Raw genomic sequence first — 19,513 nt, 5'->3', positions numbered from 1 at the left:
CATCAGCAAGAATGGTCGGAGAGGCTGGAATATGGCGCTGAACAGGAACTACATCCTTCTCTTCCTGTTCAGCCTGGTGATGACGGTGTCGGGACTTGCGTCCATGCCGCCGTTGGATCGTGACGAGCCGCGCTTCGTCCAGGCCAGCAAGCAGATGGTCGAGAGCGGCGATTATGTAGACATCCGCTTTCAGGACGCTTCGCGCTACCAGAAGCCGATCGGCATCTATTGGCTGCAATCCGCGGCCGTGGCCCTGAGCGGCAAGGGGGCCGCCGCACCAATATGGGTCTACCGCCTGGTGTCGACGCTGGGTATCGCCCTGACCGTTCTCGGCATCGCCTGGACCGGCACCAGGCTTTTCGGAGCCAGCGCCGGCATCGCCGCCGGCCTGGTGATGGCGGCGATCTTCGCCACCGCCTTCGAGGGCCGTGACGCCAAGACCGATGCGATGCTGCTGGCCTGCTGCGTGGCGGCGCAGGGCGCGCTGGCGCAGATTTACCTGGCATCGCGCCGCAACGAGCCCGTCGCCGGCCATCTGTGGTGGATATTCTGGCTGGCGCAAGGGGCCGCGATCCTCATCAAGGGGCCGATCGCCCCACTGCTGTCGGCGCTCACCATCGCTGTCTTGTTTGCATTCGAACGCGATGGGCGCTGGCTGTCGAAGCTCAAGGTGGGACGCGGCCTGCTCCTCGTCGTGCTGATCGTGTTGCCCTGGCTCGCCCTGATCACCTGGAAAAGCCACGGCGCCTTCCTCCAGCAGGCCGTCGGCAAGGACATGCTCGGCAAGGTCGCCCAGGGCGAGGAATCGCACGGCCTGCCGCCCGGCTTCTACATGCTGACCTATTCGCTGTTCATGTGGCCGTTCGGCCTGATCGCCGTCGGCGCCGGCTTGCAAGCCCTCAACCGGCTCCGCGACGATGCACGGCTGCGCTTCTGCCTCGCCTGGTACATCCCCTTCTGGCTGGTGTTCGAGTTGATCCCGACCAAGCTGCCGCACTATGTGCTGCCGGCCTATCCCGGCATGGCGCTGCTGATTGGCTGGCTTTTGACATTGCAGCCGCAGGACGCCAATGCGCCGCTCCGGCGCTGGCAGCAATGGTTGTGGTGGTCGACGGCCTTTGGCCTGATCGTGGTCAGCCTCGGCCTGGCGGCGGTCTGCGTGGCCGCCCCGATCTACCTCACCCATGCTTTCTCCTGGTGGAGCATTCCGGCGGCCGCGTCGGCGATCGGCGCCGGCTATCTGGCCTTCTCGCGACAGCTGCAAGTGCCGCTTGCCCGTATCGGCGCCGTCGCCGCCTGTGCGGGCATCACCTACGGGTTGCTCTTTGGTGTCATCGCCCCATCCTTGGGGCCGATATGGCTGAGCCCGGCGATCAACGAGGCTGTGCGCGCCTACAAGCCCTGCGACACCTCGGTGCTGGCGTCGGCGCGGTATCACGAGCCGAGCCTTGTGTTCCTGGTGGGCACGAAAACGGTGTTGACCGACATCGATGGCGTGGCAAAGCACCTGCTTGCGGACCCCGCCTGCGCGCTGGGGCTGGCGCCGATCGAGGATGAGCAGAAACTCGATGGTCTGCTGGCCGGGCAAGGCAAGGCGGCGAGCCGTCTTACGACGATCGACGGGCTAAACTTTTCATCGGGAGACAAAATGTCGCTCGGCCTCTACCGTATCGCCCAATGAGTTCGACAACGGGGTCGAGTTTTCAATGCTGGTGAAACCGCGCCCTTCCGTTTCCATTGCGCCCGCTGCGGTGCTGCGTCGGTCGGCCGGCAATTTCCGCGACACGCTGCGGATCGTCAGAGGGCGCTTCGCTGCTCGTTCCGCATCGTATCCCAAGATCCTGTGGCCGCTCTGGATCTCGGCCTGGATTTTGCTGACGGCAGTGGCGTTCGTCGGCCTCGACACTCCGGCGGGACTGCTGCACGGCCAGTGGTCGGCGGGCTTCGGCCGGCTTGCCGAGTTCCTGACGCAGTTCGGCCTGGGCGGCTGGTATCTCATCCCGCCGGCATTGCTGCTCATAGGGGCCAATCTGACGGACTGGCGAAGCCTGCCGCGGCGGTCATTGATGCTCGTCTACAACTGGACCTGCCTGGCGTTCCTTGCGCTGAGCGCCGTCGGCCTGTCCGGCCTGCTGGTCAATGTCCTGAAATATGCGGTCGGCCGCGCGCGTCCGCTTTATTTTCAGGAGCTTGGTGTGCTGTCCCTGCGTCCCTTCGCCTTCGATGCGCGCTTTGCCGGTTTTCCGTCCGGTCACGCCACGACCATGGGGGCCGTGTTCGGCATCCTGCTGCTTTTGTTCCCGCGGCGCTGGTATATCGCTTTGCTTGTCACGACCTGCATTGCCTCGACGCGAGTCTTCGTCGGCGCGCATTATCCGAGCGATACCGTCGCCGGCTTTGGTCTTGGCTTTGCCTTCGCGCTGGTTTGCGGATTGGTCTTTGCCCGGCTTGGCTTCATCTTCAGCCCGACACGATCGGGACTGCCGGTGCGCAAGCGAACCTTTCGGCTGATCGGTCGAAACAAGGCGAACGGCCGTCCGATCCGTTGAGTCTGGAATTTCACGCGCCGTCCAGTCCGCCGTAGGACCTTACCAGGTTCACCATGTCGGATGAATTGGCCGCTTCGCTCTCAAGCCCGCGCGCAACGCCTGCGCGGTCCGCGACGGGACGGTTCTGGCTGACCTTCCATTTGCCGTGGATTTCGGCGATCTCGATCTCCAGCCCGATGATGCCCTTGATCTGCGACTGGATGAACGGGACAGGCGCATCCGTTACCGCCCATGGCGCCTCACGCGCGCCCTCCTGCGAAGCCGTCAGGTCGGCGATCTGCCGTGCCAGCCAGTCCTGATCGTCGATCACCTTCGCGGTGCCGCGCACCTGCACGATGGCATAGTTCCAGGTCGGCACCACCTTGCCGGTTTCGCGCTTGGTCTCGTACCAGGACGGCGTCACATAGGCATCGGTGCCCTGGAAGACGATCAGCACCGTCGAGGCCGGATTGTCGGCGATGAGGCGCCATTGCGGATTGGCTCTGGCCAGATGAGCGCGCAGCCTGCCGTTTGGCCCGACATCGGCGTCAATCAGGAACGGAATGGCGTCGGCGGCCGGCCCCTCGGGTCCGCTGGAAACCAGCAGGCCGAGCGGATGTGCCCGGATCAGCCCGTGCAGCACCTCCGGCCGCGTTTCCTGGAAATGAGGAGGCTGGTACATCGCGGCCATCCGCCCTTTAGCGCAGCCGCTTCGGGCGCGGATCCGACAATTCGCCGGCCAGCCGGCGATCGAGGTAATCCGCGCATTCCTCGATCAGCAGTTCGGCATCGTTGGCGAAGAAATGATTGGCGCCGGGCAAGGTCTTCTGCGTGATGGTGATGCCCTTTTGCGTGTGAAGCTTGTCGACCAGGCCCTGCACGTCCTTCGGTGGCGCCACCTTGTCAGCGTCGCCATGGATGATGAGCCCCGAGGAGGGGCAGGGCGCCAGGAAGGAAAAATCGTAGGTGTTGGGCTGTGGCGCGACCGAGATGAAGCCTTCGATCTCAGGCCGGCGCATCAAAAGCTGCATGCCGATCCACGAGCCGAACGAATAGCCGGCAACCCAGCAGCTCTTGGAATCCGGATGCAGCGACTGCACCCAGTCGAGTGCGGCTGCCGCATCCGACAATTCGCCTGTACCGTGATCGAATTCGCCCTGGCTGCGGCCGATGCCGCGGAAATTGAAGCGCAGCGTGGTGAAGTCGCGCTTCTGGAACATGTAGAAGAGGTCGTAGACGATCTTGTTGTTCATCGTGCCGCCGAATTGCGGGTGCGGATGCAAGACAATGGCAATCGGCGCGCTCTTTTCCTTCGAGGGCTGGTAGCGACCCTCCAGGCGGCCGGCCGGACCGGTGAAAATGACCTCAGGCATGAAATACTCCAACTTGGGTAATAAGAATGCGCGGCGCCCGAGAACCTTCCTCTGGCCTTGACGCAGGGCGAGCGTCTTCATAGAAGCTAGTTTAGAATTGTTCAAAACTGGGTGGCCGGAACGCAATCGCCCGGCTGCCCGCGCCGCAAGCCGCGTAAATAGGACGGCTTGCCTTGGAATTTCAAGGAAATAACGCGATATCTCGGTGGAATGGCTTCTGACGGGACCAATGGGAAGAAAATGGCCGGAATGCGCGCCTATCTCGACTACAATGCCAGTGCGCCGCTGCTTGCAGCGGCACGCGAGGCTATGGTCGCGGCGCTCGATACCGCCGCCAATCCATCATCGGTCCATGCCGAAGGGCGCGCGGCCCGTCGCCTGATCGAAACTGCAAGGCGTGATGTGGCGGAATTGGTGAAGGCCAAGGCTGGGCATGTCGTGTTCACGTCAGGCGCCACGGAAGCCGCCTCGACGCTGCTGACGCCCGATTGGCGGATGGGGCGCGGGACCATCCGCATGAGCCATCTCTATGTCTGCGAAGCCGACCACCCCTGCCTGTTGAACGGCGGGTCCTTCCCGGCCTCGCAGGTGACGCGGATCGGCGTCGACGCCAATGGAATTGTCGACCTCGAAGCAATGGCAAACGTGCTTGCCGCGCACGATAAGGCCAGCGGGCTGCCGCTGGTGGCAATCCATGCCGCCAATAATGAGACTGGCGTCATCCAGCCGGTCGATCGTATCGCCGAAATCGTAAAGGCGCTCGGCGGTGTCCTCGTCGTAGACGCGGTTCAGGCGGCAGGGCGCATTTCAATCGACATTTCGGGGGGTTACGCCGACTATCTGATATTGTCGTCGCACAAGATCGGCGGCCCCAAGGGCGTCGGCGCCATTGTGGCCGCTGCCGATCTCATGATGCCGAAGCCTCTCGTCAACGGCGGCGGCCAGGAGAAGGGCCATCGCGGCGGCACTGAGAACCTGCCCGGCATTGCAGGATTTGGCGCGGCGGCGCGGGAGGCTCTCATCGGATTGGAGGCCGTCGATGCCCTGCGTCGGCGCCGCGACGAGATCGAGGCCATCGTTAAAACGTTGGTGCCGGACGTGGAAATCTTCGGAACTGGCGCGCCGAGGCTTGCCAACACGACATTCTTCGCTATTCCCGGCGCCAAGGCCGAAACGGTACAGATCGCCTTCGACCTGGCCGGTGTGGCGCTGTCGGCGGGTTCCGCCTGCTCGTCGGGAAAAGTCGGTCCGAGCCATGTGCTGAAGGCCATGGGTCACGGTGGCAGTTTGGGTGCGTTGCGCGTGTCGATCGGCGCGGCGACCGGCGCGCAGGACATCGAGGCGTTCCGCCTGGCATTGGCAGAAATCGCCGAACGTCGGGTGGGCAAGGAGAAGGCCGCGTAGCGGTTGGACGAATTTGGGCCTTTCGGCCTGGTTGAGCCGTGCGTTTCATGCTGGCCGGGTGAATTTCCGGCCGAGGCGCACTATATGAAACTTACGCCGCCGCAGGTGCTTCTTGGGTGCCCATCCGGCGGTGCCATAGTTTGAAAACTGTCGGGCCTTGACCCCGGCGTGGATGGAGAACGCTTATGCCTGCTGTGCAGGACACGATTGATCGGGTCCGAAAGATCGACGTCGACCAATACAAATACGGATTCCAGACCGAAATCGCTGTCGACAAGGCTCCCAAGGGCCTGAGCGAAGACATCATCCGTTTCATTTCGGCGAAGAAGGACGAACCGTCCTGGATGCTGGAATGGCGGCTGGAAGCCTATCGGCGCTGGCTGACGCTGGAAGAGCCGACCTGGGCGCGCGTCAATTATCCGAAGATCGATTTCCAGGACATCTACTATTACGCGGCGCCCAAGAGCACGCCCGGACCGACTTCGCTCAGCGACGTCGATCCCGAGATCTTGAAGGTCTACGAGAAGCTTGGCATTCCGCTGAAGGAGCAGGAGATCCTGGCAGGCGTGCAGAAGACCGATGCGTCCGAGCTCGAGGAAGCCAGCGACAACGTCTACAAGTCCGGCCGCGTCGCCGTCGACGCCGTGTTCGATTCGGTTTCCGTCGTCACCACGTTCAAGAAGGAACTGGCGCAGGCGGGCGTCATCTTCTGCTCGATCTCGGAAGCCATCCGCGAGCATCCCGAACTGGTGCAGAAATATCTCGGCTCGGTCGTGCCGACGTCGGATAATTTTTATGCGACGCTGAATTCGGCCGTGTTCACCGACGGCTCGTTTGTCTTCGTGCCCAAGGGCGTTCGCTGCCCGATGGAACTGTCGACCTATTTCCGCATGAACGAGAAGAACACCGGCCAGTTCGAGCGCACGCTGATCATCGCCGAGGAGGGGGCCTACGTCTCCTATCTCGAGGGCTGCACGGCGCCGCAGCGCGACGAGAACCAGTTGCATGCCGCCGTGGTCGAACTGGTCGCGCTCGACGATGCCGAGATCAAGTATTCGACGGTGCAGAACTGGTACCCCGGCGACGCCGAGGGCAAGGGCGGCATCTATAATTTCGTCACCAAGCGCGGCGATTGCCGTGGCCACCGCTCGAAGATTTCATGGACGCAGGTCGAAACCGGCTCGGCCATCACCTGGAAATATCCGAGCTGCATCCTGCGCGGCGACGATTCGAGCGGCGAGTTCTATTCGATCGCCGTGTCGAACGGCTATCAGCAAGTCGATAGCGGCACCAAGATGATCCATCTCGGCAAGAACACGTCGAGCCGCATCATCTCCAAGGGCATCGCCGCCGGCTTCTCGCAGAACACCTATCGCGGCCAGGTTTCGGCGCACCGCAAGGCGACCAATGCGCGCAACTTCACCAATTGCGACTCGCTGCTGATCGGCGACCAATGCGGCGCCCACACCGTGCCCTACATGGAAGCCAAGAACGCGACGGCTCAGTTCGAGCATGAGGCGACGACGTCGAAGATTTCCGAGGACCAGAAGTTCTACGTCATGCAGCGCGGCATTCCGGAGGAGGAAGCGATCGCGCTCATCGTGAACGGCTTCGTCAAGGACGTCATCCAGCAGCTGCCGATGGAATTCGCCGTCGAGGCACAGAAGCTGATCGGGATCTCGCTCGAGGGCTCGGTCGGCTGACCGGACAGATATTCAGGAAACAAAAGAATGCTTGAGATCAAGAACCTGCATGCCCGCATCGTCGATGACGGCACCGAGATCATCCGCGGCCTGAATCTCTCGGTGAAAACCGGCGAGGTCGCCGCGATCATGGGCCCGAACGGCTCGGGCAAGTCGACGCTCTCCTATATCCTCGCCGGCCGCGAGGACTATGAGGTCACCGAGGGCGACATTCTCTACAACGGCCAATCGATCCTCGAAATGGATCCGGCCGAGCGCGCCACATCAGGCATCTTTCTCGCCTTCCAGTATCCGATGGAGATACCGGGCGTGGCGACCATGGAATTCCTGAAGGTGGCCATGAACGAGCAGCGCAAGGCGCGCGGCGAGGAGCCGCTGAAGATCCCGGAATTCCTGAAGCGGGTGAAGGAGGCAGCCGGCTCGCTCAACATGGACATGAACATGCTGAAGCGGCCGCTCAATGTCGGTTTCTCCGGCGGCGAGAAGAAACGCGCCGAGATCCTGCAGATGAAGCTGCTGGAGCCGAAGCTGTGCGTGCTCGACGAGACCGATTCGGGCCTCGATATCGATGCGCTCAAAATCGTCTCCGATGGCGTCAACGCGCTGCGCTCGCCTGAGCGCGCCATTGTCGTCATCACGCACTATCAGCGGCTGCTCGAACACATCGTGCCCGATACCGTGCACGTGCTCTACAAGGGCCAGGTCATCAAGTCCGGCGACAAGTCGCTGGCGCTCGATTTGGAGGCCAATGGCTATGCCGGCGTGATCGGGCAAGCCGCGTGAGATGCCAGAGGGCAAGGTCAAACTGATGAACATGCACGCACAACCGCAGCGGACGCCGGTCGAAACCGCGTTGATCGACGCTTTCGGCGAACGGTTGTCGCTGCTGCCGGGCGACGGCGCGGTGATGTTGAAGCGCGACGACGCCATCGAGGCGGTGAAGCACGGACTGCCGACCCGGCGCATCGAATCCTGGCACTACACGGACCTGCGCCGGCTGCTGAACACCGTGCCGGACTTCGATCCGACGGCCGTGGCCAAAGCCATCGCGCCAGTTGTTGAAGGTTCCACCGTGTTGCCGCTTCTCAATGGCGTGTCGAGCGCCAAAACGCCCGGAATCGAAGGCGTCAGCGTCCAGGCCCTGTCGGAGAAACTGACCGACGGCAGCATCGCGCCTGGGCTCGATCCCTATGGCAGCGACGATGCCATCGGGGCGTTGAACACGGCTTTCGTCGCCGACGGCTATTTCGTCGACATCGCCGACGGCACTGAATTGGAAAAGCCGATCGAATTGCAGAACCTGCAGGCCGGCGGCCAGACGCATGTGCGCCTGGCCGTGCGTGTCGGCGCCGGCGCCAAAGCTGTCCTCGTCGAGCGCCAGGCGGGCGAGGGCGCAGCCCTTGTCAGCTCGGTCAGTCAGCTCGTGCTCGGCGAAGGCGCCGAGGTGACGTGGCTCATCATCCAGGAGCAGCCGGACACGGCAACGCATCTGGCGCAGTTCAAGGCTCATATCGGCAAGAACGCGAAGCTGACGCTGTTCGTCATGAACGCCGGCGGCAAGCTCGTGCGCCAGGAGGTCGTGGTGAAGACGACGGGCGAGGGCGCCGACTTCCAGTTGCGCGGCATCAACCTGCTGGCCGGCGACGCCCACACGGACACCACCATGGTGCTCGACCATGCGGTGCCGCACACGACGTCGACGGAATTGATCCGCAATGTGGTGACCGGCAAGGCGCGCGGGGTCTTCCAGGGGCGCATCAACGTTCATCAGTACGCGCAGAAGACCAACGCCAAAATGGCTTGCAACACGCTGCTTCTGTCGGACGACGGCGAGTTCTCGACCAAGCCGGAACTCGAAATCTTCGCCGACGACGTCGTCTGCGGTCATGGCGCCACCGTCACCGAGATCGACCACAACCATCTGTTTTATCTGATGGCGCGCGGCATCGACGAGAAGAGCGCCCGTGGTCTGCTGGTGAAGGCCTTCATCGCCGAGGTGATCGAGGAACTGGACGACGAGGTGATCGTCGAGGCGCTGGAAGCGCGACTCGACGAATGGTTTTTGACGCACGGGTGAAGTGATGAACGCACCAGGCAAGATCGGCGATTTCTACGACGTCGAGGCGATCCGCCGCGATTTCCCGATTCTGTCGCGCGAAGTCTACGGCAAACCTCTCGTCTACCTCGACAACGGCGCCTCGGCGCAGAAGCCGCAGGCGGTGCTCGACGCCGTCCAGCAGGCCTATAGCCAGGAATACGCCAACGTCCATCGCGGCCTGCATTTCCTGTCCAATGCGGCGACCGACGCCTATGAAAAGGCGCGAGAGACGGTGCGCCGCTTCCTCAACGCGCCGAGCACCGACAATATCGTCTTCACCTCGAACACGACCTCGGCCATCAATACCGTCGCCTATGGCTATGGCATGCCCAATATCGGCGAGGGCGACGAGATCGTGCTGTCGATCATGGAGCATCACTCCAACATCGTGCCTTGGCACTTCATTCGCGAGCGGCAGGGCGCCAAGCTGGTCTGGGTGCCGGTCGACGATCTCGGCGTCTTCCATGTCGAGGAATTCGAGAAGCGACTGACCGACCGGACAAAGCTGGTCGCCATCACCCAGATGTCGAACGCGCTGGGCACGGTGACGCCGATCAAGGAGATCGTGCGCATCGCGCATGCGCGCGGCATTCCCGTGCTCGTCGACGGCAGCCAGAGCGCCGTCCATATGCCCATCGACGTGCAGGACCTCGACTGCGATTTCTTCGTCTTCACCGGCCACAAGGTCTACGGCCCCTCCGGCATCGGCGTGCTCTATGGCAAGAAGGACATCCTGCAGCGCATGCGGCCGTTCATGGGCGGCGGCGAGATGATCGAGGAGGTGACTGAAGACATCGTCACCTACAACGACCCGCCCCACCGCTTCGAGGCCGGTACGCCGCCGATCGTCCAGGCGATCGGGCTCGGCGCCGCGCTCGAATACATGGAAAAAATCGGCCGCGAGCGCATCGCCGCGCACGAGGCCGATTTGAAGGACTATGCGCACGAACGATTGCGCGCCATCAATTCGCTGCGCATCTTCGGCGACGCGCCGGGCAAGGGCGCCATCATCTCGTTCGAGCTGCAAGGCATTCATGCCCATGACGTATCGATGGTGATCGACCGGCAAGGCGTGGCTGTCCGCGCGGGCACCCATTGCGCCCAGCCGCTGTTGAAACGCTTCGGCGTAACCTCCACATGCAGGGCGTCGTTCGGCATGTATAATACGCGAGCCGAAGTCGATGCTTTGGCCGATGCGCTGGAAAAAGCGCGCAAGTTTTTCGGGTGACGATCATGGAAGATGCCAGCACAGCCACCGACGCTGTTCCCGACGCGGCCGCCAATGCGGTGGTTTCCGCCTCCGCCATTCCCGCCGACGAACTGGCGCGGCTGACCGACGACATCGTTTCGGCGCTGAAGACGGTCTACGACCCGGAAATCCCGGCTGATATCTACGAGCTTGGCCTCGTCTACAAGATCGACATCGAGGACGACCGCTCGGTCAAGATCGACATGACGCTGACCGCGCCCGGCTGCCCGGTGGCCGGCGAAATGCCCGGCTGGGTGGAAAATGCCGTCGGCGCCGTCGAAGGTGTGTCGGGCGTCGAGGTCAACATGACATTCGACCCGCCCTGGTCGCCCGACCGCATGTCGGAAGAGGCGCAGGTGGCGGTGGGCTGGTACTAGCAGCGAGCCTGGTACACTTGCGCCAATGGTAAAACTTCACCATTTTAGGTGAGGAATCATTCGGCAGGCCTTGAACCTGCATGGAATGGAGAAGGAAATATGGGACGCTTTGCCGTCATCACGATGACCGAAAAGGCCGCCGACCGGGTGCGCGAGATCGTTGCCACGCGTGAAGGCGCGCATGGCATTCGCCTCGGCATCAAGAAGGGCGGTTGCGCCGGCATGGAATACACGGTCGACCTGGTGACCGAACCCAACACCAAGGACGACCACATCGAGCGCGACGGCGCCCATGTCTATGTTGCGCCGGAAGCAGCACTTTTCCTGTTCGGCACCGAGATGGATTTCGAGCAGACGACGCTGCGCACCGGCTTCACCTTCCGCAATCCGAACCAGAGCTCGGCCTGCGGCTGCGGCGAATCCGTCGAACTGAAGCCGGCCGACCTCAAGGCGCTGGCAGAAGCACGCGCCTCCGCCTGACCTTCCTTCGCCTCGTTCACGGGGAGAAGGTGGCCCGAAGGGCCGGATCAGGGGCAGCGCTGGCTCATCCGAAGTCTGTGCCGCCTCTCATCAGCTGCACGTTCCCCGTACACGGGAAGAAGAAGACTACTCCACCCACGTCCCTGTCCGCTTGTGCCAGTCGGCGATCGATTCCTCGGGATAGACGTCGAACACCTTGTCGCTCGGTCCGATATCGGGCTCGACCCACTTGGCCTTGTATTTCAGCATCAGATGCACCTTTTCAGGCGGTTTCGGCAGGTCGCTGTCGATCGCCGAGGCGAAGGGATGGACGAGTTCCGGCCAGGTCGGGTCGTAGAGCCACAGCGCCGATCCGCATTTGCGGCAGAAATTGCGCTCTCCGGTCGAGATCTCGCAATGCGGATGTTCGTCGTCCTCGATCTCGGCCCGATAGACGCCGAGGCTGCTCTTGCCCCGGATGGTCATCGTCTCGTAGTCGGCGCCGAGATTGATGGCAAAACCGCCGCCGCCCTGCTGCTTGCGGCAGATCGAGCAGTAGCACAGCATGAACGGCACGGGCGTGTGGCTTTCCACCTCGAAACGAACGGCATTGCAGCGGCAGGACCCCTTGAGCAGGACAGGCATGGCGGGAACTCCGATCGATCCTTTTCAACCTGTCAGCATGGTTTTGGTTGCGCCGATGACAAGGCCGGATCGCGGTGACATGATCCGCACATGGACAATGAACGCATAGAAGAACTCTTCCAGAGCCTGGGCCCGGTCAGCATCCGGAAACTGTTCGGCGGCAAGGGCATCTATGCCGACGGCGTCATCGTCGCCATCGTGCTGCGCGGCGAATTGATGCTGAAGGCGGACGAGCAAAGCGCGCCCGACTTCGAGGCCGCCGCCTGCACGCAGTGGACCTACACCGGGTCCCGCCACGGCAAGCTGGTGGCGATGCCCTACTGGAGCATTCCCGATAGTGCCTTCGACGACCCGGATGAGATGGCGGTGTGGGCGCGGCGGGCCTATGAGGCGGGGCGAAGGGCGGGGAAGTGAACCGCAGCCGTCGAGTTCCTTCACACCGCCGACATTGGCCCTACAGCGCCTTGGCGATCCGCGCTGCCAGCCGCGCATTGTTCTCGACCAGGGCGATGTTGGTCTTCAGGCTTCGGCCGCCGGTCAGCTCGAGGATCTTCGACAACAGGAACGGCGTCACCGCCTTGCCGGTGACATTGAGCGCCTCGGCGGCCTTCTGGGCGGCCTCGATGTAGCCGCCCATCTCGCCGGCCGGGATTTCGTGACCCTCCGGCACCGGATTGGCGATCAGCATGCCGCCGCTCAGGCCCAGGGCCTGTCGCGTCTTGTAGAAATGCGCGATGTCTTCCGGAGCGTGCAAGGTCAGCGGCGCCCGGAACGGCGACTGCCGCGACCAGAAGGCCGGCATGGTCTCGCAGCCATGGCCAATCACGGGCACGCCGCGGGTCTCCAGCACTTCCAGCGTCTTTTCGATGTCGAGGATGGCCTTGGCTCCAGCCGAGACGACGATGACGGGCGTGCGCGCCAGCTCATCGAGATCAGCCGAAATGTCGAAGCTTTTTTCGGCGCCCTTGTGCACGCCGCCAATGCCGCCGGTGGCGAACACCTTTATCCCAACCATATGCGCGGCGATCATCGTGGCGGCAACCGTCGTGCCGCCGGTGCGCCCTTGCGCAACGGCGAAGCCGAGATCGGCGCGAGAGAGCTTCATGGCATCGCCGGTCATGGCAAGCGATTCGCGTTCTCCGTCGGAGAGGCCGATCTTGATGCGGCCCGCCACCACGGCGATCGTCGCCGGCACCGCGCCGCCATCGGCAATGATCCTTTCCACGTCGGCCGCCATAGCGCCATTGTCGGGGTAGGGCATGCCATGGGTTATGATGGTGCTTTCCAGCGCCACCACGGGCTTCCCGGCCGACAGGGCCTGCGCCACCGGCGCGTGGACATCGATGAAGGGGCGGACGGTATCTGGGGTCATCTGGATCTCCAATCCGAAATGCGGGGCATCCTTTCAGACGCCGGTCTCATGCCATTTCCTGCTCTTCGGGCACAAGAGCCAGAGCTTGCGCAAAAGTCGCCGTGGTGAAATCGGGAACGGCGCCCGCGCTTTCAATAGCCAGCGTCGCGGCGGCGACGCCCTCGCGCAGCGCCGCGCGCAAGGGCATGCCGCGCAGTAGGGCGGCGACCGTAGCGCCCGCCAGCGCGTCGCCGGCGCCAGTGACGTCCACGACCTTTCTTGGAGGGGGCGGGACGACGGCAAAGCTGCCGTCGCGGTCGAAGCCCAGCACCGGGCCACCGCCCGCCGTGACCACCGCGCTGTCGAGGCCGGCGCTTCTCAGCCCGTCGACGATAGTTTTTTGAGAGGCGGCATCATCAAGCCCGGCAAGCGCCACCGCCTCGCGCCTGTTCATGAAGGCGACGGCCAGTCCGCCGAGCACCGGTGTCAAGCGCACGACCTTGGCCGGTGAAATGGCAATGGCGAACACGGGCTTGCCGGCGGCAAGCGATACCAGCCGCTCCAGAGCCGCCGATGGCAGATTGGCGTCGCACAGAACGGCATCGGCGGCGGCGATCTCCTCCCGCACCCTGGAGCGGCGGATCTGCTTTGCAAATGCCAGCTCATAAAGCGCCATGTCGGCAAAGCCGACGAGCAATTCGCCCTCGCGGTCGATCAGCGCCGTATAGCTCGGCGTCGTCCGGTCGAGGAACACCGCGGACAGGTCGGCAATGCCCGCTTCGGCGATGGCGCGCGAAACCGTGTCGGCGGCGGCATCGCCGCCGCGCACCGACAGCAGCGAGCCCGAGACGCCTCGCCGCACCGTGCTGCGCAAGGCGTTGAAGACGCCGCCGCCGACATCCTCGCGCATCGTGCCCGGGTTGGAGGCAGCCGGCACGTAAGCGCCGGACACTTGACCGCGCCTGTCGATATGGGCGCCGCCCACCGCCAGGACTCTTGGAGATCTCACCATGCGCCGATATGACCTTTGTTGGCGGTCACGCACAAGCGCCATGCTGTGCGACGGAGCTTCGCAGGCAACAGCCGGCGATTCGTGAGGTCGGCCCGGCGAACCAGCCTGGCCTAATATTCGGACCATGCTGGAGCCGAATCGTGAGACAAAAAAAGAACAAATCAGGATGTTTCTTATTTTTCAAATGCTTGATCCCTCTTGCCAAATGAGAACAAAAAAGGTACAAATAACCAAGGATTACGGATTGTCCGGCCTTCATTGACGACTACGGGGTGATGTATCATGGCTCAGAACAGCTTGCGGCTTGTAGAGGATAAGGCAGTGGACAAATCAAAGGCTCTGGATGCGGCGCTGTCGCAAATCGAGCGAGCTTTCGGCAAGGGCTCGATCATGCGGCTCGGCGCGAACGAGCAGGTCGTCGAGATCGAAACCGTGCCGACCGGCTCGCTCGGCCTCGACATCGCGCTTGGCGTCGGCGGCCTGCCGCGCGGCCGCATCATCGAGATCTACGGGCCGGAAAGCTCGGGCAAGACGACACTGGCGCTGCACACGGTGGCGGAAGCCCAGAAGAAGGGCGGCATCTGCGCCTTCGTTGATGCCGAGCATGCGCTCGATCCGGTCTATGCCCGCAAGCTCGGAGTCGATCTCGAAAACCTCCTGATCTCGCAGCCTGACACTGGCGAGCAGGCGCTTGAGATCTGCGATACGCTGGTGCGCTCCGGCGCCATCGACGTGCTGGTGGTCGATTCGGTCGCGGCGCTGACGCCGCGCGCCGAAATCGAGGGCGAGATGGGCGATTCGTTGCCCGGCCTGCAGGCCCGCCTGATGAGCCAGGCGCTGCGCAAGCTGACCGCCTCGATCTCGCGCTCCAACACCATGGTCATCTTCATCAACCAGATCCGCATGAAGATCGGCGTCATGTTCGGCTCGCCTGAAACCACCACCGGCGGCAATGCGCTCAAATTCTACGCCTCGGTGCGTCTCGATATCCGCCGCATCGGCTCGGTCAAGGACCGCGACGAGGTCGTCGGCAACCAGACCCGCGTCAAGGTGGTCAAGAACAAGCTGGCGCCGCCCTTCAAGGTGGTCGAGTTCGACATCATGTACGGCGAAGGCGTGTCGAAGACCGGCGAACTGGTCGATCTCGGCGTCAAGGCCGGCGTGGTCGAGAAGTCGGGCGCCTGGTTCTCCTACAATTCGCAGCGTCTCGGCCAGGGCCGGGAGAACGCGAAGCTGTTCCTGCGCGACAATCCCGATACGGCGCGCGAGATCGAACTTGCGCTCAGGCAGAACGCCGGACTGATCGCCGAAAAATTCCTAGAGAATGGCGGCTCCGAAGGTGGTGACGATGGGTTCGAGGATGAAGCCGGCGCGATGTAAGCGTTCGCCGGCGTAATCCAAGCGTTCGCGGGCGCGATCTATCATTCGATTTACGGCCCGAGTTCGGCCATAATCCCGGTTCATCAACTTGAGCTTATGTAATCGAGTTCTGTAGTATTGCGTTTCGAACCGCCGGCCCCCGTGCCGGCGGTTTGCGTTTTGAGCGGCTGGCGAACCGCGAATTGGCCGGCTTGCGTGTTTCTGGACAGGGTGCCAAGCGGCGGCTAAAAGGCCAGCTCCATCTTCTAAAGCAGAGCCCATTTCCGCCGGTCCGGCCGGCGGCCCTCTCGAAAAGGCAGCATTCATGAGTGGCGTGAACGAGATCCGGTCGACATTTCTCGACTATTTCCGCAAGGAGGGTCACGAGGTCGTGGCGTCGAGCCCGCTTGTGCCGCGCAACGATCCGACGCTGATGTTCACCAATGCCGGCATGGTGCAGTTCAAGAACGTCTTCACCGGCTTGGAGAAGCGGCCCTATTCGCGTGCCACGACCGCCCAGAAAAGCGTTCGCGCCGGCGGCAAGCACAACGACCTCGACAATGTCGGCTACACCGCGCGCCACCTGACGTTCTTCGAGATGCTCGGCAATTTCTCCTTCGGCGACTATTTCAAGGAGCGCGCCATCGAGTTGGCCTGGAACCTCATCACCAGGGAGTTCGGGCTGAAGAAGGACAAGCTGCTCGTCACCGTCTATCACACCGACGACGAGGCGGCCGGCTTCTGGAAGAAGATCGCGGGTTTTTCCGACGATCGCATCATCCGCATCCCGACCTCCGACAATTTCTGGGCGATGGGCGACACCGGGCCATGCGGGCCATGCTCGGAAATCTTCATCGACCGTGGCGAGCACATCTGGGGCGGTCCGCCCGGCACCCCGGAGGAGGATGGCGATCGCTTCCTGGAATTCTGGAACCTGGTGTTCATGCAGTACGAGCAGGTGACGAAGGACGAGCGCATCGACCTGCCGCGCCCGTCGATCGACACCGGCATGGGCCTGGAGCGCATGGCCTCCATCCTGCAAGGCGTGGAAAGCGTCTTTGAGACCGATCTGTTCCGCCATCTGATCGATGCAGCGTCGTCCGCGCTCGGCCGCGGTCCCGACGCCGAGACCGTCGCATCCTATCGCGTCATAGCCGATCACCTGCGCTCGTCGTCGTTCCTGGTCGCAGACGGCGTGCTGCCATCGAATGAAGGCCGCGGCTATGTGCTGCGCCGCATCATGCGCCGCGCCATGCGCCATGCACAGCTGCTCGGTGCGAACGAGCCGCTGGTGTGGAAGCTGGTGCCGGCGCTGGTTCGCGAGATGGGTCAGGCCTATCCGGAACTGGTGCGCGGCGAACAGCTGATCACCGAGACGCTGAAGCTTGAGGAGACCAGGTTTCGCAAGACCCTGGTGCGTGGACTGGGTTTGCTGTCGGAGGCGACGGAAAAGCTCGGCGCCGGCGACATGCTGGACGGCGAGACAGCCTTCAAGCTTTACGACACCTATGGCTTCCCGCTCGACCTGACGCAGGATGCGCTGCGCCAGCGCAACATCTCGGTCGATCTTGCCGGCTTCACCAATGCGATGGAGCAGCAGAAGGCCGAGGCGCGTAAGCACTGGGCAGGTTCCGGCGAGGCGGCGACCGAAGCGGTCTGGTTCCCGGTGCGCGAAAAATCCGGCGCTACCGAATTCCTTGGCTACGAGACCGAGCAGGCGGAAGGCATCATCCAGGCGCTTGTCCGCGACGGCAAGACCGTCGACAGCGCCGGCAAGGGTGAAGCCGTTGCCGTGGTCGTCAACCAGACGCCGTTCTATGCCGAATCCGGCGGCCAGATGGGCGACACCGGAACCATTTCAGGCGAAGGCTTCTCGATCGAGATTTCCGATACGCAGAAGAAGGCCGACGGGCTGTTCGTGCATCTCGGCAAGGTGGTCAGCGGCACTGCCAGGACGGGTGCCGCCGTCGAGCTGAAGGTTGACCATGCGAGGCGCTCCAGGCTCCGCGCGAACCATTCCGCGACGCATCTGATCCATGAGGCGCTGCGCGAGGTGCTGGGCACCCATGTTGCACAGAAGGGCTCGCTGGTCGCGCCTGAGCGCCTGCGCTTCGACATCTCGCACAACAAGCCCATCTCGTCCTCGGAACTCGAGGAGGTCGAGCGCATGGCCAACGAGATCGTGGTGCAGAACAGCCCGGTGATCACGCGCCTGATGTCAGTCGACGATGCCATCGCCGAAGGCGCCATGGCGCTGTTCGGCGAGAAATACGGCGATGAGGTGCGCGTCGTGTCGATGGGCACCGGCCTGCATGGCGCCAAGGCCAACCGCCCCTATTCGGTCGAGCTTTGCGGCGGCACGCATGTCAGGGCAACCGGTGACATCGGCCTGGTGCGCGTCGTGTCTGACAGCGCCGTCGCCGCAGGCGTGCGCCGCATCGAGGCGCTGACGGGCGAGGCCGCGCGCAAGCATCTCGACGAACAGGACCGGCGGCTAAAGGCGGCCGCGGCAACACTGAAAATCTCGCCGGCCGACGTGCCGGCGCGTGTTGAAGCCCTGCTCGAAGAGCGCAAGAAGCTCGAGAAGGAGCTCACCGAAGCGCGCAAGAAGCTTGCACTGGGCGGCGGGTCGCCCGCTGACGCGCCGGCCGCCAACGAGACCGTCGCGGGCGTCGGCTTCCTCGGCAAGTCGGTTTCGGGTGTCTCGCCGAAGGATCTGAAGCCGCTCGCTGACGCCGGCAAAAGCTCGCTCGGCTCCGGGGTGGTCGTGTTCGTCGGTGCGGGCGAGGACAACAAGGCGAGCGTCGTGGTCGCCGTCACCGACGATCTCGTCGGCCGCTTCAGCGCCGTCGACCTGGTGCGCGTCGCCTCCGCAGCACTCGGCGGGCAGGGCGGCGGCGGCCGGCCCGACATGGCCCAGGCCGGTGGCCCCGATGCCTCGAAGGCCGACGACGCGATTGCTGCGGTGAGGGCGGCGCTGGAGGCGGCGTGATCAGCGCGAGCTTTGTCGGACAACCGCTTCAGTCAGGATTGCTTCCACACTTTTTCGAGGGTGACGCTGCCCCTCATTGTCCTACCGGACATTTCTCCCCGTATAGTGACGGGGAGAAAGACGCTGTCATCGATGGTTTCACCAATCGCCGGGGTTGCGGAACAAGCGCCGACGTCGCGGCCAGTCCCTTCTCCCCGTCCCTATACGAGAGAAGGTGCCGGCAGGCGGCTGAGGGGCGGCGCCGGCGTCGATAATTGGTCTCCGAAAGTCTTTGCGTCGCAGGTCAACCGGCCTTTTCGGTGTTGGCGAAGCTCGATCGTCCTGAGACCCGCGTCCACCACGCATCGCCGTCGGGAAATTCGGCCAGCAGTTCCCGCCCTTCCGCCACCTTGACGAAATAGCCGATGATCGGTGCCGCATGCAGGTCGGCGAGCGTCAGTTGATTGCCGAGCAACCACGGCCCCGCGGGTCCCAATGATGAGAGCGCCTGAAGGACCGTTTCTGCTTGTCGTAATCCGCTGAAAATCAGCGCTTCGTCAGGCGACGCCTTCTCCAGCCGCTCCACGGCGACATCCCAGACCATGGCCCGATAGCCATAGGCGTCGAGCATGCCGATGATCTGGTTCATCCGCGCGCGGCCGCGCGGATCCTTCGGCTGCAAGGGTGGCCCGTCGAACGCCTCGTCGACATAGCGCGCGATCGCGCTGGCCTCGAACAGGCGAAAACCGTCATGCTCGAAGGCCGGGATGCGGCCGAACGGGTGATGCTCGAAATACCAGCCGGGGATGCCCTCGGCGGCGAAGACATCGACCGGCACAAGCTCATAGTCGACGCCCTTCTCCTCCAGCGCCATGCGCGCTATGCGCACGTAAACGCTGTAGTCCGCGCCGTAGAGGACCGGTTTGGCCATGCTGCCAGCCTTTTGCTTCGTTTTCGTTGGCCCAAAAAGCGAAGGCTCCTTCC

At 63.4% G+C, this 19,513-nt stretch carries 18 protein-coding genes; 12 read left to right on the top strand and 6 right to left on the bottom strand.

Going from position 1 to position 19,513, the window contains the following annotated elements; all coding sequences use genetic code 11:
- Nucleotides 1–31: 31 nt before the first annotated feature.
- Both LB533_RS08750 and LB533_RS08745 read left to right on the top strand, forming a co-directional pair.
- Nucleotides 32–1,681, top strand: a complete 1,650-nt coding sequence (locus tag LB533_RS08750; RefSeq protein ID WP_224677015.1) for an ArnT family glycosyltransferase — start codon at nt 32–34, stop codon at nt 1,679–1,681.
- 25 nt (nt 1,682–1,706) lie between these two features.
- Entirely contained in the window at nt 1,707–2,549 is an 843-nt protein-coding gene (locus LB533_RS08745; protein ID WP_224677014.1) for a phosphatase PAP2 family protein, read from the top strand.
- A gap of 10 nt (nt 2,550–2,559) precedes the next feature.
- Here LB533_RS08745 and LB533_RS08740 read toward each other — a convergent pair whose 3' ends face one another.
- Nucleotides 2,560–3,210 carry an FMN-binding negative transcriptional regulator gene (locus LB533_RS08740; RefSeq protein WP_224677013.1) on the bottom strand — a complete coding sequence of 217 codons (651 nt, stop codon included), beginning with the start codon at nt 3,208–3,210 and terminating at the stop codon, nt 2,560–2,562.
- A 16-nt stretch (nt 3,211–3,226) separates the two neighbouring features.
- Entirely contained in the window at nt 3,227–3,901 is a 675-nt protein-coding gene (locus LB533_RS08735) for an alpha/beta hydrolase (RefSeq protein ID WP_140493883.1), read from the bottom strand.
- 240 nt (nt 3,902–4,141) lie between these two features.
- Here LB533_RS08735 and LB533_RS08730 point away from each other — a divergent pair, with 240 nt between their 5' ends.
- The 7 genes from LB533_RS08730 (at nt 4,142) to sufA (ending at nt 11,212) form a co-directional block, all read left to right on the top strand.
- The gene (locus tag LB533_RS08730; protein WP_224677012.1) at nt 4,142–5,305 is read left to right on the top strand and encodes a cysteine desulfurase family protein; all 1,164 of its coding nucleotides are present in this window, start codon (nt 4,142–4,144) and stop codon (nt 5,303–5,305) included.
- A gap of 185 nt (nt 5,306–5,490) precedes the next feature.
- Nucleotides 5,491–7,008 (top strand): Fe-S cluster assembly protein SufB, encoded by a 1,518-nt coding sequence (gene sufB, locus LB533_RS08725; RefSeq protein ID WP_224677011.1) that lies wholly within the window; start codon nt 5,491–5,493, stop codon nt 7,006–7,008.
- A 27-nt stretch (nt 7,009–7,035) separates the two neighbouring features.
- Nucleotides 7,036–7,791 carry a Fe-S cluster assembly ATPase SufC gene (sufC, locus tag LB533_RS08720; RefSeq protein WP_140637882.1) on the top strand — a complete coding sequence of 252 codons (756 nt, stop codon included), beginning with the start codon at nt 7,036–7,038 and terminating at the stop codon, nt 7,789–7,791.
- Between the two features lie 25 nt (nt 7,792–7,816).
- Complete coding sequence (sufD, locus tag LB533_RS08715) at nt 7,817–9,085, top strand: Fe-S cluster assembly protein SufD (protein ID WP_140637883.1); 1,269 nt, start codon at nt 7,817–7,819, stop codon at nt 9,083–9,085.
- Nucleotides 9,086–9,089: 4 nt separating this feature from the next.
- Nucleotides 9,090–10,334, top strand: coding sequence for a cysteine desulfurase (locus tag LB533_RS08710; protein ID WP_140637884.1), 1,245 nt, complete (start codon nt 9,090–9,092; stop codon nt 10,332–10,334).
- A gap of 5 nt (nt 10,335–10,339) precedes the next feature.
- Complete coding sequence (locus LB533_RS08705; protein WP_140493873.1) at nt 10,340–10,732, top strand: SUF system Fe-S cluster assembly protein; 393 nt, start codon at nt 10,340–10,342, stop codon at nt 10,730–10,732.
- Between the two features lie 99 nt (nt 10,733–10,831).
- Complete coding sequence (gene sufA / locus LB533_RS08700; protein WP_140637885.1) at nt 10,832–11,212, top strand: Fe-S cluster assembly scaffold SufA; 381 nt, start codon at nt 10,832–10,834, stop codon at nt 11,210–11,212.
- A gap of 126 nt (nt 11,213–11,338) precedes the next feature.
- Here sufA and LB533_RS08695 read toward each other — a convergent pair whose 3' ends face one another.
- On the bottom strand, nt 11,339–11,836 hold the full coding sequence (locus LB533_RS08695; RefSeq protein ID WP_140637886.1) for a GFA family protein: 498 nt from the start codon (nt 11,834–11,836) through the stop codon (nt 11,339–11,341).
- 90 nt (nt 11,837–11,926) lie between these two features.
- On the opposite strand from LB533_RS08695, the gene LB533_RS08690 reads away from it, so the two are divergent.
- Nucleotides 11,927–12,250 carry a TfoX/Sxy family protein gene (locus LB533_RS08690; RefSeq protein ID WP_140637887.1) on the top strand — a complete coding sequence of 108 codons (324 nt, stop codon included), beginning with the start codon at nt 11,927–11,929 and terminating at the stop codon, nt 12,248–12,250.
- A 40-nt stretch (nt 12,251–12,290) separates the two neighbouring features.
- Here LB533_RS08690 and LB533_RS08685 read toward each other — a convergent pair whose 3' ends face one another.
- Together LB533_RS08685 and LB533_RS08680 are read right to left on the bottom strand one after the other, a co-directional pair.
- Nucleotides 12,291–13,208: a pseudouridine-5'-phosphate glycosidase gene (locus tag LB533_RS08685; protein ID WP_140637888.1), complete on the bottom strand. Its 918-nt coding sequence runs from the start codon at nt 13,206–13,208 to the stop codon at nt 12,291–12,293.
- A gap of 46 nt (nt 13,209–13,254) precedes the next feature.
- Complete coding sequence (locus tag LB533_RS08680; RefSeq protein WP_140637889.1) at nt 13,255–14,199, bottom strand: carbohydrate kinase family protein; 945 nt, start codon at nt 14,197–14,199, stop codon at nt 13,255–13,257.
- Between the two features lie 282 nt (nt 14,200–14,481).
- On the opposite strand from LB533_RS08680, the gene recA reads away from it, so the two are divergent.
- Both recA and alaS read left to right on the top strand, forming a co-directional pair.
- Entirely contained in the window at nt 14,482–15,579 is a 1,098-nt protein-coding gene (gene recA / locus LB533_RS08675; protein WP_010909075.1) for a recombinase RecA, read from the top strand.
- Nucleotides 15,580–15,883: 304 nt separating this feature from the next.
- The gene (gene alaS / locus LB533_RS08670) at nt 15,884–18,550 is read left to right on the top strand and encodes an alanine--tRNA ligase (RefSeq protein WP_140637890.1); all 2,667 of its coding nucleotides are present in this window, start codon (nt 15,884–15,886) and stop codon (nt 18,548–18,550) included.
- Between the two features lie 283 nt (nt 18,551–18,833).
- Here alaS and LB533_RS08665 read toward each other — a convergent pair whose 3' ends face one another.
- Nucleotides 18,834–19,460: a glutathione S-transferase family protein gene (locus LB533_RS08665; RefSeq protein WP_140637891.1), complete on the bottom strand. Its 627-nt coding sequence runs from the start codon at nt 19,458–19,460 to the stop codon at nt 18,834–18,836.
- Nucleotides 19,461–19,513 lie beyond the last annotated feature (53 nt).

The sequence above is a fragment of the Mesorhizobium sp. BR1-1-13 genome, from assembly GCF_020165515.1.
In the GTDB taxonomy this organism is placed as follows: Bacteria; Pseudomonadota; Alphaproteobacteria; order Rhizobiales; family Rhizobiaceae; genus Mesorhizobium.
Note: the sequence above shows the minus strand (reverse complement) of the source record. Positions and strands in the feature narration are given on the sequence as shown.

What these genes read in the sequence shown, in the direction of transcription:
- LB533_RS08750 (WP_224677015.1), top strand. Translation starts at nt 32, where the DNA reads ATGGCGCTGAACAGGAACTACATCCTTCTCTTCCTGTTCAGCCTGGTG.
- LB533_RS08745 (WP_224677014.1), top strand. Translation starts at nt 1,707, where the DNA reads ATGCTGGTGAAACCGCGCCCTTCCGTTTCCATTGCGCCCGCTGCGGTG.
- LB533_RS08740 (WP_224677013.1), bottom strand. Translation starts at nt 3,210, where the DNA reads ATGTACCAGCCTCCTCATTTCCAGGAAACGCGGCCGGAGGTGCTGCAC.
- LB533_RS08735 (WP_140493883.1), bottom strand. Translation starts at nt 3,901, where the DNA reads ATGCCTGAGGTCATTTTCACCGGTCCGGCCGGCCGCCTGGAGGGTCGC.
- LB533_RS08730 (WP_224677012.1), top strand. Translation starts at nt 4,142, where the DNA reads ATGGCCGGAATGCGCGCCTATCTCGACTACAATGCCAGTGCGCCGCTG.
- sufB (WP_224677011.1), top strand. Translation starts at nt 5,491, where the DNA reads ATGCCTGCTGTGCAGGACACGATTGATCGGGTCCGAAAGATCGACGTC.
- sufC (WP_140637882.1), top strand. Translation starts at nt 7,036, where the DNA reads ATGCTTGAGATCAAGAACCTGCATGCCCGCATCGTCGATGACGGCACC.
- sufD (WP_140637883.1), top strand. Translation starts at nt 7,817, where the DNA reads ATGAACATGCACGCACAACCGCAGCGGACGCCGGTCGAAACCGCGTTG.
- LB533_RS08710 (WP_140637884.1), top strand. Translation starts at nt 9,090, where the DNA reads ATGAACGCACCAGGCAAGATCGGCGATTTCTACGACGTCGAGGCGATC.
- LB533_RS08705 (WP_140493873.1), top strand. Translation starts at nt 10,340, where the DNA reads ATGGAAGATGCCAGCACAGCCACCGACGCTGTTCCCGACGCGGCCGCC.
- sufA (WP_140637885.1), top strand. Translation starts at nt 10,832, where the DNA reads ATGGGACGCTTTGCCGTCATCACGATGACCGAAAAGGCCGCCGACCGG.
- LB533_RS08695 (WP_140637886.1), bottom strand. Translation starts at nt 11,836, where the DNA reads ATGCCTGTCCTGCTCAAGGGGTCCTGCCGCTGCAATGCCGTTCGTTTC.
- LB533_RS08690 (WP_140637887.1), top strand. Translation starts at nt 11,927, where the DNA reads ATGGACAATGAACGCATAGAAGAACTCTTCCAGAGCCTGGGCCCGGTC.
- LB533_RS08685 (WP_140637888.1), bottom strand. Translation starts at nt 13,208, where the DNA reads ATGACCCCAGATACCGTCCGCCCCTTCATCGATGTCCACGCGCCGGTG.
- LB533_RS08680 (WP_140637889.1), bottom strand. Translation starts at nt 14,199, where the DNA reads ATGGTGAGATCTCCAAGAGTCCTGGCGGTGGGCGGCGCCCATATCGAC.
- recA (WP_010909075.1), top strand. Translation starts at nt 14,482, where the DNA reads ATGGCTCAGAACAGCTTGCGGCTTGTAGAGGATAAGGCAGTGGACAAA.
- alaS (WP_140637890.1), top strand. Translation starts at nt 15,884, where the DNA reads ATGAGTGGCGTGAACGAGATCCGGTCGACATTTCTCGACTATTTCCGC.
- LB533_RS08665 (WP_140637891.1), bottom strand. Translation starts at nt 19,460, where the DNA reads ATGGCCAAACCGGTCCTCTACGGCGCGGACTACAGCGTTTACGTGCGC.